This window comes from Dietzia sp. UCD-THP (assembly GCF_000349585.1).
In the GTDB taxonomy this organism is placed as follows: domain Bacteria; phylum Actinomycetota; class Actinomycetes; order Mycobacteriales; family Mycobacteriaceae; genus Dietzia; species Dietzia natronolimnaea_A.
Genome location: NZ_AOSR01000002.1, coordinates 122310 through 136062 on the forward strand (window position 1 = coordinate 122310; position 13753 = coordinate 136062).

Below are 13753 nucleotides of genomic sequence, written 5' to 3' on the forward strand. Positions count from 1 at the left end.
CGTCTCCCCGCACTACATTTCCTTCATGGAAGCCGAGTTCAGGTCCGCGGTGATCGAGGAGGACCTCCAGGTCCTCGACACGGAGAGTCGGGAGCTGGCGCCCAGGGCGTCGGAACTACTGGCCCACCGGCCCGGTGACGTGGTCGCCGAGGAGGTACGGAACTGCGTGATCCGGACGCGCACCCGTCCGGCTCACACCGCCTCCGCCCTCCGCTCCGGGCTCCTCGCGGTACGCGAGGGGCTTCGCCGAAGTGGGGAGCCCCGCGGACTCACCGTCGCCGCCGCGGGTGCGGTGCCGCTCGTCCCCCCGGGGTCGTCCCCGGTGGACGAGAGCCCACAGATGCGGCGACTGCTGGCCGACTACGAGTTCCTGGCCCGGGGCCAGATCTACTGCGGAACCCGGATCAGGGTGGACGCCGAGGACACCGACGAGGCGGTCGCCCTGGCGTGCCGGATCGCTCCGCACCTGCCCGTCTTCCTTGCGCTCACCGCGAGCTCGCCCTATCTCCGCAACGGATCGGACTCCGGGTACGCCAGCTGCCGCTCGGTCTCCGCCTCGCAGTGGCCGGCCACCGCGCCGGTGGCGGGCGTCTGCTCGGCGCAGGACTATCACGCACTCGTCGACGACCTCGTGGGCAGCGGGGTCATCAACGACCGCTCGATGGTCGGTTTCGGGATCCAGCCGGGCGCGGACGGGCGCTCGGTGGAGATCCTGGTGTGCGACGCCTGCCCCTCCGCCGACGCCACGGTGCTCGTGGCCGCGCTGTTCCGCGCGCTGGTCCAACGCGAGGCCGCCGCCCTGGCCCAGGGTGCGGAGCCCGCCGCACCGGTGGAGACCAGGCTCCGGGCGGCACTGTGGCGCGCCGCGCGTTCCGGGCTCGAGGGCTCCCTCGTGGATCCGGTCAGCGTCCGGCCACGTCCCGCGGCCGACGTCATCACCGATCTGGTCGACTCCCTGACCGAGCAGCTCGAGGCCACGGGTGACCTGGACATGGTGCGGGAGCTGGTCCACGACGCCCTGTACAACGGCAGCAGCGCGTTCCGTCAGCGACAGACGCTGCGTCGCCGCGGCCACGTCCAGGACATCGTGGACCTGCTCGTGGTGGAGACCGGCGGCACCAGCGGCTCCCGGTCGCCGGTGCCCGACGCGCACGCGAGGCTGTTCGGTGTCTACCTGCCCATCGAGGGACTCGACTCGGATCCGAGCTGGGACGAGGCGGTCGAGGTGGGCGGGCGACCGCGGGCCCCGTACGACCCGGTCCTGACCGCCCTGCAGAGGATCGGCACCGTGAGGCTCCGCGCCCGGCAGGTGAGGGCGGAACAGGAGGCCTCGGCCGCCGGGGTCACGTTCCGGGTCACCGGCCAGGAACGGCCCCACGCGTTCCCGATGGACTTCGTCCCCCGGATCATCACCGCAGAGGTCTGGGAGAGGCTCGCCGCGGGGATCGAGCAGCGCGCCCGAGCCCTCGACGCGTTCCTCGAGGACGTCTACGGCGAGCAGGAGTTCGTGGCGGCCGGGCACCTCACCCCCGAGGCCCTGGACCGCGCGCCGGGGTTCCGGACCGGCACCGGGCAGGCACCGGGGGCGGGCCGGGTCCGGGCCCATATCTGCGGCATCGACCTGGTGTGCGCTGACGACGGTCGGTGGCTGGTTCTCGAGGACAACGTCCGCGTTCCCTCGGGCATCGCCTTCTCCACCGCCCACCGCGAGATGACGGCGACCCTGTTCGGAGATCTGGTGGACGAGTTCGATCTCCACTCCCCCGACCAGGCGTTCCCCATGATCCGCGAAACCCTGTACGCCGCGGCCCCACCGGCGGCGGGTGACACCCCGAACGTGGTGGTGATGTCGTCCGGTCCCGCGGACTCGGCGTGGTTCGAGCACCGCCTCATCGCCGACCGGACCGGCCTGCCCCTCGTCACTCCCGACGAGGTGGTCTTCCGCGACGGGATCCTGCACCGCAGAGCCGGGGACGAGCTGGTCAGGGTCGACGTGGTGTACGCGCGGATCGACGAGGACATGCTGCTCAGCTCACCGGGACTCGACGGCGAGCCCCTCCGGGACGGTCTGCTGGACGCCCTGGCCGGAGGGCGGTTGACGCTGGCCAACGCCCTCGGGAACGGGGTGGCGGACGACAAGGCCGTCTACGCCTCGGTTCCGGCGATGATCGACTTCTACCTGGGAGAGACCCCGGTCCTCGACCAGGTCCCGACCTATCTGTGTGCGGACCGCACCCAACGCGACCTGGTACTGGACCGGCTGGGGGAGCTGGTGGTCAAGCCGATCGACGGGTACGGGGGACTGGGGATCACCATCGGGCCCGAGAGCTCCGATGCGGAGCTCGCGGCACGACGCGAGGAGCTGCTCACCCGCCCCGAGGGCTTCATCGCCCAGGAGGTGGTGGCCCTGTCCACACTGCCGACCTTCGACGGCACCCACATGCAGCGCCGACACGTCGATCTGCGTGCTTTCGCGCACCTGCGGCGCGAGGGGGGCCGGACGACGGCGCACGCGGTCCCGGCCGGTCTCACCCGGGTGGCGCCCGCCGGATCGTTGATCGTCAACTCCTCGCGCGGGGGCGGCGGCAAGGACACGTGGATCATGCGCTGACCCCGGGCGCCCCTCGGCGCGGGTGCGGACCCGGACCGGTTCCCCTACCGTGTCCCCGATGACCGACGAACAGCGATGGATCAGGATCGAAGAGGAACTCCACCTCGTCGATCTGCGGACACGGCGACCGGTACGACGCGCACCGCAGGTGCTCGAGGCCGCCGACGAGACGGACGGGGGCGGCCGGGGCGGTGGCCCGGCCGGTGAGATCGACGGCGCCCGGGTCGCCTCCGCCCGGCACGGCGCGCTCCTCATGTCGGATGTCGGCGCCCACACCGGACTCGCCGAGCTCGGAGAGGCGCTCCGCGGGACCCGATCGCGACTGGCCAGGGCGGGACGCGGGATCCGGACCGGGGTGGTGGCGGCGGGATCGCTCGCCTCCCCGGGGGTCGAGTTCGACCCCACCCCCGAGGAACCCCACCCCGCTCCGGGCCGCGAATCGCAGACCCGGGCGGCGGCGCGATTCCGGGTGGTGGTCCAGGTCGCGGATGCGGACGAGGCCCAGTACGTCGCGCGACGTGCCGTCACCGTCGCACCCGTGTTGCTGGCGATGGCCGCCAGTTCGCCCTACTGGGCGGATGGCTCGGACTCCGGGTACGCCTCCACGCGCACCTTCGAGGCACGGTGGTCGCCCGCGCACGTCACCGCCGTCGCCACCGACACCGCCGACGGGGTGCAGGCGGCGGAGGACGAGCTGCTCGACACCGGTGTGGTGGTGGGCCGGGAGTCGATCGAGGTCGACATCCGGCCCTCCCGGGACGGGTCGGGCGTGGAACTGGGGGTGTGCGATTCCTGCAGCACGGTGGACACCCTCGTCGTCGTCGCCGCCCTGTTCCGCGCGACGGTCGACCGCATCCTCTCGGGACGGGGCGCCGACGACGCGTGGGAGGACCCCTCGTCCGCGGTCCTCGACGCGGCGTGCTGGCGAGCCGCGCGATCGGGGATGGAGGGCGATCTGGTGGACGTGACCACCGGTCTGCCGCGCCCCGCCTCCGAGCTCCTCACCGACGTGGTGGAGGAGGTGGCCGAGCAGCTGCGCGCCGGTGGCGAGTCCGACCTGGTCCACGACCTCCTCGACGGCATCCGCGGGGCCGGTACCTCGGCGGCACGCCAACGCGCCGCCCACCGCCGTCGGGGTCGGCGCGGTGACGTGGTGGCGGTCCTGCTGGCGGAGACCGTCGACCGGATCCGGCCGCGCGACGTGGCGGACGACCGTGACATGCGGTCCATGCTCGCCGCCTACTCACCGCTGGGAGAGGCCGTCACCGAGGAGGTGCACGACGAGGCGATCACCGAGGACGGCGTTCCACGCCCCGAGTACGTGGACGTGCTCAAGGCCGTGTCCGACCTGGGCCCCGAGACCCTGTGCGACCGCAAGGAGCAGGTCGACGACACTCTGCGCGACCTCGGCGTGACGCTGAAGGTCTACGGCAGGGACGAGCCGCAGGTGTTCCCGCTGGACGCGGTGCCGCGAGTCATCCCGGCCGACCAGTGGTCCCGGATCTCGGCGGGAATAGAACAACGGGCCCGGGCGATGGAGCTGTTCCTCCGGGACATCTACGGTCCCGGCGAGATCATCCGCGCCGGAATCGTCCCCGCCGAGGCCCTCGATCGCGCCCCGGGCTTCCGGCCCACCGGCCGATCGGTCCCGGAGGGGAGGTTGCACGCGCCGGTGTGCGGCGTCGACCTCGTCTCCACGGCGCCAGGGGAGTGGGTCGTCCTCGAGGACAACCTGCGGATGGCGGGGGGTCTTGCCATGGCGGTGGCCCTGCGCGACCGGATCAGTGAGGGCTTCCCCGAGTTCGGTGCGCGGTCCGAGGTCCACGATCCCCGGGTCGGCCTGGAGATGCTGTCGGAGACCCTGCGTGCGGCCGCACCGGACGGCGTCGACGATCCCGCCCTCGCGGTGGTGATCGCCGAGGACGAGCGCGAGGCCTTCGACCTCAATCACGCCGCCACGGCGATCGGCGGCGAGATCGTCACCCCCGACCAGTTGACGGTCGACGACGGCCGCCTCTGGCGTGCCGACGGTGACGACCGCGCCGCCGTCGACGTGCTCTACGTCCGTATGGACGAGGAGATGCTGCTGTCGTCGGCGGGCGCGGACGGCACAGTGCTGCGGCGCGGACTCCTCAGCGCGATGGCGGAGGGCGGCGTGGCCGTGGTGAACGCACCCGGGAACGGCGCCGGGGACGACAAGGCGATCTACGCCCGCGTGCCGCAGATCATCGACTTCTACCTGGGTGAGAAGCCCCTCATCGGCCAGGTCGACACGTATGTCTGTTCGGACCCCGAGCAGCGCAGGCAGGTTCTCGACCGCCTGGGAGAGCTGGTGGTCAAACCGATCGACGGGTACGGGGGCTCCGGCATCACCGTGGGCCCGGAGTGCTCTCCCCGCGAGCTCGACGAGCGGCGGGACGAGTTGCGGCGGCACGGTGAGAGATTCGTCGCCCAGGAGGTCCAGTCCCTGTCCACACTGCCCACGTTCAACGGTCACGAACTCCAGCGCAGGCACGTCGACATGCGGGCGTTCGTCATGCTCCGCAGCGGGGCCTCGGGTGAGATCCTCGCCTCCGCCCCGCCCGTCGCACTGACACGCGTGGCCCCGGCGGGCACGATGGTCGTCAACGCCTCGAGCGGGGGCGGGGGAAAGGACACCTGGATCCACCGTGCATGACACGACCGAGATCACCGAGGAAGCGGAATCGCTGGATACGGCCGGCCCGCCCGACGACGCCGCCGGGGGGCCGGGGGAGATCCGGCACACCACCTCGCCGTGCCTGTCCCCGGACGGGTCGATGCTGGCGTGCGTGGTCACCGAGCGCACCGGTTACCCGCGGGCGGTCCAACGGCCGCTCGGCCTCGGCGGCCTGGATGGCGCCGGGCCGGAGCGCGATGTCGTCCTGCCCGTCAACGGACCGGTCCGACGCGTCGCGTACTCGCCCAACGGCAGGTGGCTGGCCTGCGAGGTTGCCCCCGACGGTGGTGAGCGCGAACGGATCTGGCTGGTCACGACCGACCCCGCGGACCGGGACGTCTACCCGATCGACACCCACGACGACGCCACCGAGCAGATCGTCTGCTGGGACGGCGATCTGCTGGCCCTGACCGCCTTCGACTCCGAGGGTATGGCCGAGGGCAGGCTGGTGGACCCGGAGACGGGTGAGAGCACCGTGGTCGACCGCCGGATGGGGGGCGCTCTCGTTCACGCCCGGGACGGGGCGGCTCTGTTCCGGGTGGGTGCCCGCGGTCACCGCGAGTTGCTCCGCATCGTCCCGGACGGTCGGTGGTGGCCGCTCCTGCCCGTCGACACCGGGTCGACCACCGACGCCGGCGTGATCCTCGACGCGGGGGGCGAGAACCGGCCGATGAAGATGCTCGTGCGCAGCGACCACTCCGCGGAGCGCATGGGTCTGCTCGCCGTGGAGGCGGACGAGGAGAGCACCGAGTCCTGGACGGTGGCGTACCGGGAGGATGCGGACCTGGACCGGGTGGAGGTGAGTCTGGACCGCTCGACGGCGGTGCTGCTGTGGAACGTGCGGGGCGGGCTGTCCGAGCTGGAGGTGTTGGACCTGCGCAAGAGTCGTCCCCGGACGATCGCCCGACCTCCGCTCCCCGAGGTGGTCGCGACCTCGCCCACGCTCACCGCCGACGGCCGTCTGCTGGCACTCACCGTGCAGAGCCTCGATCAGCCGCCGCGCATCGTCATGTACGACGTGGAGCGACGGAGGTGGACGGGGGAGCCGCCGAGGCAACCGGATCCGGCGCCGCTGCTGGTCCACTTCGCGGCCCGGGACGGTCTGGAACTGTCGGGCTGGCTGTACCGCGCGGATCCCGCCGACGAACCGACCCCCACGGTCGTCCACCTCCACGGTGGGCCCGAGGGACAGTCCCGGCCGGGGTACAACGACCTCGTGCGCCGATACCTCGACATCGGCGTGACCTACTTCGCGCCCAACGTGCGCGGATCCACGGGGTCCGGACGCTTCTTCAGCCACGCCGACGATCGCTACGGCCGCTTCGCGGGCATCGACGACGTCGAGGACGCGCTGCTGCATCTCGTCGAGGAGGGCATCGCCGACCCGGACCGGGCGGTGGTGTCCGGCCGCTCGTACGGCGGGTACCTGGTCAACGCGACCCTGGTGCGGCATCCGGGGCGATGGCGCGGGGGCATCGCGGCGTGCGGCATGAGTGATCTGCAGACCTTTTATCGCACCACTGAGCCGTGGATCGCCGCCGCCGCGTACCCCAAGTACGGCAACCCACTTCAGGAGCGTGAACTGCTCAGGGAGGCCTCGCCTCTGCACCTGTACCACCACGTGGACGTGCCCGTGCTCTTCGTCCACGGCGCTCACGACACCAACGTGCCGCTCAGCGAGACGGAGCAGGCGGTGGAGGCCTTGCGACGCCGCGGTGTACCGGTGGACGTGTTGCTCTTCGAGGACGAGGGTCACGAGTTCGTGAAATTGGCCAACAGGCAGCTGCTCGGGGACCGGGTGGTGGACTTCTGTCAGGAGGTGTTCGGTGTTCGGACGAAAGAAGAGTGACACCGCCGACGCGGGCGGGTTCGAGGGACGACTGATCGGGTGGCGGCGCCACATCCACGCGCACCCGGAGTTGTCCTACGAGGAGACCGAGACCACCGACTACATCGAGGGAGAGCTCCGGTCGATGGGGCTGCGACCGCAGCGGTTCCGGATCGGCACCGGCCTGTGGTGCGACGTCCCGGCCGCCGAGGGCGCCACCGAGACGGACGTCGTGGCCCTGCGCGCGGACATCGACGCGCTCGCGATGAGCGAGGACTCCGGCGAGTCCTTCGCCTCGGAGGTCGACGGGGTGGCCCACACGTGTGGACACGACGGCCACACCGCGATGCTGCTGGGCGCGGCCGAGATGCTGGTCGCCGACCCGCCGCCGCGCCCCGTGCGCCTGATCTTCCAGCCGGCCGAGGAGACCATGCCGGGCGGCGCCAAGGAGTGTGTCGAGGAGGGCGTGGTCGAAGGCGTGGACCGCATCCTCGCGCTGCACTGCGATCCGCACCGGCGCGTCGGCGAGGTGGGGGTGACGGGCGGCGCCATCACGTCGTCCAACGCCAAGATCGGCATCACGGTGCACTCGAACGGAGGCCACACGGCCCGTCCACACGAGACCCAGGACACGGTCTTCGCGCTGGCGCAGATCATCACGGGGGTGACCGCCGTGGTGGACCGGACCATCGACCCGCGCTCGGGCACGGTCCTGACCTGGGCATCCGTCAAGGCCGGGGGAACGGCGCCCAACGTCATCCCCGACTCCGGTCAGCTGTGGGGCACCCTGCGCAGCGCCGACCGCGACGTCTGGGCCACAGCGGAACCCGTCGTCCGCGGGGCCGTCGAGTCGATCGCCGCGACGTACGGGGTCCGCGCCGAGGTGGAGTACGTCCAGGGCGTGCCACCGGTGGTCAACGACCAGGCCTGCGCCGACCTCGCGGCGTCCGCCGTCGAGAAGGTACTCGGACCGGACGGGGTGGGGACGGCCGTGCAGTCCAGCGGCGGCGAGGACTTCGCCTGGTACACCGAGGAGATCCCCGGCGTCTACCTGCGGTTGGGGGTGTGGGACGGGGAGTCCGAGGAGACCGACCTGCACCACCCCGGGTTCGTCCTGGACGAGGCGGCACTGCCCCACGGTGCCCGGATCTTCGACGCGTTCGCGCGGCTGGACCGGCCTGAGGAGTGAGCGGGCGACCGCGCCGGTGGAGGACCAGCGAGATCGCGGGTAGACAGGTCACATGACAGCCGCCCCGACCCAGATCGCGTCCCCGGCCTCCGCCCCCGCTCTGCCCGTCGGCAGCGGGCCGCTCTCGGAGGCCGTGGTCACGGCGCTGGCGACGGGCCGGACTGATGGGCTCCCGGACGTCTCGGCGGACACGGATCCGATGGGTCGCGACCTCCAGCTCGCGCTCTACACGCTTTATGAGCTCCACTACCGGGGCTTCGCGGGCGTGGACTCCGACCTGGAGTGGGACCCCGAACTCCTGCGCCTCCGGCGCGCGCTGGAGACCCTGTTCCTCGATCACCTCCGGGGAGCGGTCGAGCCGGGTGACGATCCCGTGGCCGAGATGGACGCACTGTCCGTCGAGGCGACCTCCGGAACGGGCCCGTCCTGGTACTTCAAGGACGAGGGCACCTGGGACCAGCTGCGCGAGTACTTCGCCCACCGGTCGCTCTATCACCTGAAGGAGGGCGATCCCCACGCGTTCGCCATCCCGCGGCTGGAGGGACAGGCCAAGGCCTCGTTCGTCGCCGTGGAGTTCGATGAGTTCGGCGGCGGGCGCGGGGAGCGGGTCCACCAGCAGCTCTGGGCCGATCTCATGCGCGCCGCGGATCTGGACCCCGGCTACCTGGGGTACCTCGACCGGGTGTCGGCGGCGACGCTGTCGACCGTCAACCTGATGTCACTCTTCGGGTTGCACCGGTCCCTCCGCGGCGCCGCGATCGGGCATTTCGCCGCCATCGAGATCACCTCGTCCCCCGGGTCCGCGCGATTGGTCGCAGGCCTGCGCAGGCTGGGGGCGCCGGAGGAGTGCGTGCACTTCTACGCCGAACACGTGGAGGCCGACGCGGTCCACGAGCAGGTGATGCGCCACGACGTCGTGGGGGATCTGGTGAACCGGGAGCCGCATCTCGCGGCGGACGTGGTGTTCGGGATGCGTGCTCTGGACCACCTCGACGAGGTGGCGGCAGGTGAGATGCTCGCCGCGTGGGGCCGCGGGGAGTCCTCGCTGCTGCCCTGACGCAGCGTTCGTTTCCCGCTCACACCGACTCCGCTGCACCGCCTCGCGCCCCTCCGCGCGGCATCCGCTCGCGCGCCTGCACACCCCACTGGGCATCCGCTCGCGCGCCTGTACGCCTGACACCCAGCCGCCCGCCGCGATGCACTCTGGCGCGCACAGAGGGGCAGGCGCGCGTTCATCGAGGGGAGCGGATGCGGAAAGGGGGGAGCGGTTGCAGAAAGGTGGGAGCGGACGCGGAAAGGGGGGAGGGGAGCGGCGGAACGGTGAGGGCACGACCCGGCCCAGGCTCAGTTGTGGTCGCCGGCTCGGTCGTGGTCGCAGGCTCAGTCGTCGGCGCCGGCTGAGGTGTCGGCAGGGGATTCGGTAGACGTGGCCCGGATCTTGCGACGATGGCTGGTGTCACACAGCGGGTAGGTCTTGCTGCGCCGGCAGGTGCACACGGCCACCATGAAGCGGTCGGAGCAGACACGGGCGCCGTCGTCGGTGACCAGGTCGACCGGCCCCTCTACCAACATGGGGCCGCCGGGGACGATCCGGACCACCCGCGCATCGCGATTACCTCCGGTCGACACGGATCACCACCAGTTCCTCCACCCGCCGTCCGGGCTCGAGCAGGCCGGCGGCCTCGAGCCGCGCGGCGTATCGGAGCATCACCGGACCGAACTCCACGACCTGACTCGCGACCTCGCGGGCGTCGAACCCGGCCCGCTCGAGCCGGGCGATGGTCTGGGGCGGGTCGGAGAACTCGGAATGCACGATGAGCATGCTCCCGCCCGGGGCCACGAGGTCGGGCGCGAGGTCGCACAGCTCGTCCAGGACCACCCGCCCGTCGGCGCCGGCGTCCCAGGCGCGGTTGGGTCCGGTCCCGCTCAGCGGCGTGTCCGAGGGGACGTAGGGCGGGTTCGACACCACCACGTCGAACGGCCCGGCCAGTCGGGCGTCGGCGAGTGTTCCCACGCGCGCGTCCACCCGCACCCCGGCTCGTTCGGCGTTGCGTGTCGCGCACGCGACGGCGGCGGGGGAGATGTCAAAGGCGACGACCTCCCGCGCACCGCGCAGTGCGGTCTCGACGGCGAGGATCCCGCTTCCTGTACAGATGTCGAGGACCCGCTTGCCGGTGGCCAGGTCGGCCTGATCGAGCGCCTCGCAGAGCAGCCACGAGTCGGCCTGCGGCGCGTAGACGCCGTCGTCGACCTCGATATGCGCTAACCGTGTCTGGGTCATCGGGGCCTCCGGTGGGGGTCGTCGGATGAGAGCGGTCGGGGATCGACTGATGTGAGCAGTCAATCCCCGGACCGGGGCCCCTGCAACCGCTAGACCCCTAGCGCTGCCAGTACAGTCCGCCGGGAACGTCGCCGCCCCCGGTGAGGCGGCAGGTCAGCACGGTGCCCTCCGGCGTGGTCACCGCCAGGCCCTCCTGCATACAGGGCCGGTCGAGCAGGGCGGGGCCGGTGCCGTCGGGGCCCGTCCCCTCCGGCTGCGGCAGCCACAGCGGGCCGGCCCCGCCCGGATCCTCCAGGCAGAACAGGGGTGAGCCGTCCTCCGCCTGGGCCAGTTCGCCGACCAGGTGGCAGGGGCCGCCGGCGCCCACGACGTTCGCGGGTAGTTGGGTCGAACCCGGCGACACCGGTGCGGCGGGGGCCGCGGGCACCGTGGCCGCGGGGACGGGATCGACGGTCTCCGCCACGGGCGACGGGGACGGGGGAGCCGACGACGACGACGTGGTCACCTGCGAGGTCGGCGAGGCGGGGGCTGCGACCTCCTCCGTGCCCGAACAGCCGGTGAGTGCGACTCCGGCCGCCGTCGCGAGTGCGAGGGCGGCCGGGACACGGCGACGTCCGGTGGTCGAGAGTGGGCGATCCGTCGCGGTGGGAGTCATGCGTTCCTGTTCTTCCTGCTGTGTCAGGCCCCGATGATGAAGGCCTCGAGTTCGGCGCGCGCCTTGTCGTCGGCCATCTGCTCCGGCGGGGACTTCATGAGGTACGCCGACGCCGGCAGGATCGGCCCGCCGATGCCGCGGTCCTTGGCGATCTTGGCCGCCCGGACGGCGTCGATGATGATGCCGGCCGAGTTGGGCGAGTCCCACACCTCGAGCTTGTACTCCAGGTTGATGGGCGCGTCGCCGAAGGCGCGTCCCTCGAGCCGAACGTACGCCCACTTGCGGTCGTCGAGCCACTCCACGTAGTCGGAGGGGCCGATGTGCACGTTGCGGTCGTGGATCTTGCCGGCGAGGGAGCCCTCGAGGTTGGAGGTCACGGCCTGGGTCTTGGAGACCTTCTTGGACTCCAGGCGCTCGCGCTCGAGCATGTTCTTGAAGTCCATGTTGCCGCCCACGTTGAGCTGGTAGGTGCGGTCCAGCGCGACACCGCGGTCCTCGAACAGCTTGGCCATCACGCGGTGGGTGATGGTGGCGCCGACCTGCGACTTGATGTCGTCACCGACGATCGGTACGCCGGCGGAGCGGAACTTCTCCGCCCACTCGGGGTCGGAGGCGATGAAGACGGGAAGGGCGTTGACAAAGGCGACACCGGCGTCGATGCAGCACTGGGCGTAGAACTTGTCGGCCTCCTCGGAGCCCACCGGCAGGTAGCTGACCACCACGTCGACCTCGGCGTCCCGAAGGGCCTGCACCACGTCCACCGGCTCGGCGTCGGACTCCTCGATGGTCTGCCGGTAGTACTTGCCCAGGCCGTCGAGGGTGGGTCCGCGCTGGACGCTGATCCCGGTCGGCGGCACGTCGCAGAGCGCGAGGGTGTTGTTCTGAGAGGCGGTGATCGCCTCCGCGAGGTCCATGCCGACCTTCTTGCCGTCGACGTCGAACGCGGCGACGAACTCGACGTCCCGGACGTGGTAGTCGCCGAACTTGACGTGCATCAGGCCCGGGACGGTCTGGTCGATCGCCGCGTCCTTGTAGTACTCGACGCCCTGCACGAGCGAGGACGCGCAGTTGCCGACGCCGACGATCGCGACGCGCACCTTCTGGTCGGTCATTGGGGTTCTCCTTGTGATGGGTTCTCTGTCCGGATGAGTTCGTTGATCCAGCGCAGCTCGCGCTCGCTGGTCTCGAGGCCGAGCAGGGTGAGCTGCCGGGCGTAGCGCAGTTCGGACGGACCGGCGCGTGTCGCTGCGTCCCGTTGACCCTCGCGGCGCTCCTCGAGGACGCGCCGCCTGCCCTCCAGCAGCCGCACCCGGGCGGGGCCGGGGGTGCGGTCGAAGAAGGCCAGGTGGACGCCGAAGCCGTCGTCGGTGAACGAGGAGGCCCCGGGCGAGTCGAGCAGGGCGGCCAACGTCGCCTTGCCGCCGGTGGTGATGCGGTAGGTCTTGCGACCGCGCCGTGCGGTGGCCGGTGGACGCGTGGCGGTGGCGGCCGTGGCGTCCTCGACGATGTCCCCCTGGTGCCGGAGGCGACGCAGGGTGGGGTAGAGCGAACCGAAGGACACGGTTCGCACCGTCCCCAGCATCTCGGAGAGGCGCTTGCGCAGTTCGTATCCGTGCATGGGGCGCTCGTCGAGCAGCCCCAGGATCGCCAGATCGAGCACTCCACCCCCTCACCTCGACACCTCATGCCTGCGGGTTTCCGCGACGGTCACCGAGAGTACACCCTCTGATGTATCGGCCCGATATACCTATTCGCGACATCGGACGACACTCACCCTGAACCACACCGGGGACCCACCCTGGGCCCACACCCTGGACACCCGCCCCGGACTCAAACCGGACTCGCCCCTTACTCGCCCCGGACGCATACCGGGACCGCGCCGGGGTCGTAGGCTGGCCCCGTGGACCAGGCCGACTCCCGCTACCGGCGACCCGGCCCCCCGCCGGGGCCGGAGGACCCCACCGGCCGAGAGGCGCTCAGGCGTCGACGGGTGGTGGACTTCGCCCTGCGGCGCCGAGGGGTGTTGGCGGATCTCCGCGAGGGCGTCTCGGCACTGCGGGAGGTGTGCGACGCGGATGTCTATCTGCTGCGTGCGGCCGGTTTCCACGGCGTGGAGACCGAGACCATGTGCCCGGTCTGCCGCAAGGAGAACCTCACCGAGGTGTCGTGGGTGTTCGGCGACGACCTGGGTGCCGCCTCCGGTTCGGCGCGGAGCGCGGACGAGATCGAACAGCTGGCGCTGACCCACGACGCGTTCACCGTCCACGTGGTGGAGGTGTGCCGCAGCTGCTCGTGGAACCACCTGGTGGAGTCGTATGAGGTGGGTCTCGCCTCGGGGGAGGGCAGGCGCGTCCGTCGGGCCGTCAGGGAGCTACGCCGCCACCGCTGATCGCCCACCGTGAGCGCCGCCGGGCGCCGTACCCGGGTGCACTGGATTCCGGGTGGAGCGCGATTTCGTACACAATGGACCCCGATGCACCGTCAGCGGGGG

General features: G+C 71.5%; 11 protein-coding genes. 6 read left to right on the forward strand and 5 right to left on the reverse strand.

Going from position 1 to position 13753, the window contains the following annotated elements; translation table 11 throughout:
• The first annotated feature begins 25 nt into the window (after window positions 1-25).
• The 5 genes from H483_RS21110 to H483_RS21130 are packed head-to-tail and all read left to right on the forward strand — an operon-like array spanning window position 26 to window position 9383.
• Window positions 26-2611, forward strand: coding sequence for a carboxylate--amine ligase/circularly permuted type 2 ATP-grasp protein (locus H483_RS21110; RefSeq protein WP_031264375.1), 2586 nt, complete (start codon window positions 26-28; stop codon window positions 2609-2611).
• 58 nt (window positions 2612-2669) lie between these two features.
• Complete coding sequence (locus H483_RS21115) at window positions 2670-5288, forward strand: carboxylate--amine ligase/circularly permuted type 2 ATP-grasp protein (RefSeq protein WP_017835228.1); 2619 nt, start codon at window positions 2670-2672, stop codon at window positions 5286-5288.
• Entirely contained in the window at window positions 5281-7158 is a 1878-nt protein-coding gene (locus H483_RS21120) for a prolyl oligopeptidase family serine peptidase (protein WP_017835229.1), read from the forward strand. Before H483_RS21115 ends, H483_RS21120 begins: the two co-directional genes overlap by 8 nt.
• Complete coding sequence (locus H483_RS21125; protein ID WP_017835230.1) at window positions 7136-8326, forward strand: M20 family metallopeptidase; 1191 nt, start codon at window positions 7136-7138, stop codon at window positions 8324-8326. Before H483_RS21120 ends, H483_RS21125 begins: the two co-directional genes overlap by 23 nt.
• Window positions 8327-8378: 52 nt before the next feature.
• Entirely contained in the window at window positions 8379-9383 is a 1005-nt protein-coding gene (locus H483_RS21130) for an iron-containing redox enzyme family protein (protein ID WP_017835231.1), read from the forward strand.
• A 323-nt stretch (window positions 9384-9706) separates the two neighbouring features.
• On the opposite strand, the gene H483_RS21135 is transcribed toward H483_RS21130, so the two are convergent.
• From H483_RS21135 to H483_RS21155, 5 genes are all read right to left on the reverse strand, one after another.
• Window positions 9707-9955 carry a CDGSH iron-sulfur domain-containing protein gene (locus H483_RS21135; protein WP_305809406.1) on the reverse strand — a complete coding sequence of 83 codons (249 nt, stop codon included), beginning with the start codon at window positions 9953-9955 and terminating at the stop codon, window positions 9707-9709.
• Window positions 9939-10607: a HemK2/MTQ2 family protein methyltransferase gene (locus H483_RS21140; protein ID WP_017835233.1), complete on the reverse strand. Its 669-nt coding sequence runs from the start codon at window positions 10605-10607 to the stop codon at window positions 9939-9941. Before H483_RS21140 ends, H483_RS21135 begins: the two co-directional genes overlap by 17 nt.
• A gap of 97 nt (window positions 10608-10704) precedes the next feature.
• Window positions 10705-11262 carry a hypothetical protein gene (locus tag H483_RS39485; protein ID WP_031264376.1) on the reverse strand — a complete coding sequence of 186 codons (558 nt, stop codon included), beginning with the start codon at window positions 11260-11262 and terminating at the stop codon, window positions 10705-10707.
• Window positions 11263-11285: 23 nt separating this feature from the next.
• On the reverse strand, window positions 11286-12374 hold the full coding sequence (locus H483_RS21150) for an inositol-3-phosphate synthase (RefSeq protein ID WP_017835234.1): 1089 nt from the start codon (window positions 12372-12374) through the stop codon (window positions 11286-11288).
• Window positions 12371-12922, reverse strand: coding sequence for a PadR family transcriptional regulator (locus tag H483_RS21155; RefSeq protein ID WP_017835235.1), 552 nt, complete (start codon window positions 12920-12922; stop codon window positions 12371-12373). The genes H483_RS21150 and H483_RS21155 overlap by 4 nt, the downstream gene beginning before the upstream one ends.
• A 330-nt stretch (window positions 12923-13252) precedes the next feature.
• Between H483_RS21155 and H483_RS21160 the strand changes: the two genes are divergently transcribed.
• Complete coding sequence (locus tag H483_RS21160; protein WP_017835236.1) at window positions 13253-13651, forward strand: DUF5318 family protein; 399 nt, start codon at window positions 13253-13255, stop codon at window positions 13649-13651.
• Window positions 13652-13753 lie beyond the last annotated feature (102 nt).

Bases quoted from the DNA above. Each gene is read 5' to 3' on its own strand.
- H483_RS21110 (WP_031264375.1), top strand. From the start codon at position 26: ATGGAAGCCGAGTTCAGGTCCGCGGTGATCGAGGAGGACCTCCAGGTC.
- H483_RS21115 (WP_017835228.1), top strand. From the start codon at position 2,670: ATGACCGACGAACAGCGATGGATCAGGATCGAAGAGGAACTCCACCTC.
- H483_RS21130 (WP_017835231.1), top strand. From the start codon at position 8,379: ATGACAGCCGCCCCGACCCAGATCGCGTCCCCGGCCTCCGCCCCCGCT.
- H483_RS21140 (WP_017835233.1), bottom strand. From the start codon at position 10,607: ATGACCCAGACACGGTTAGCGCATATCGAGGTCGACGACGGCGTCTAC.
- H483_RS39485 (WP_031264376.1), bottom strand. From the start codon at position 11,262: ATGACTCCCACCGCGACGGATCGCCCACTCTCGACCACCGGACGTCGC.
- H483_RS21150 (WP_017835234.1), bottom strand. From the start codon at position 12,374: ATGACCGACCAGAAGGTGCGCGTCGCGATCGTCGGCGTCGGCAACTGC.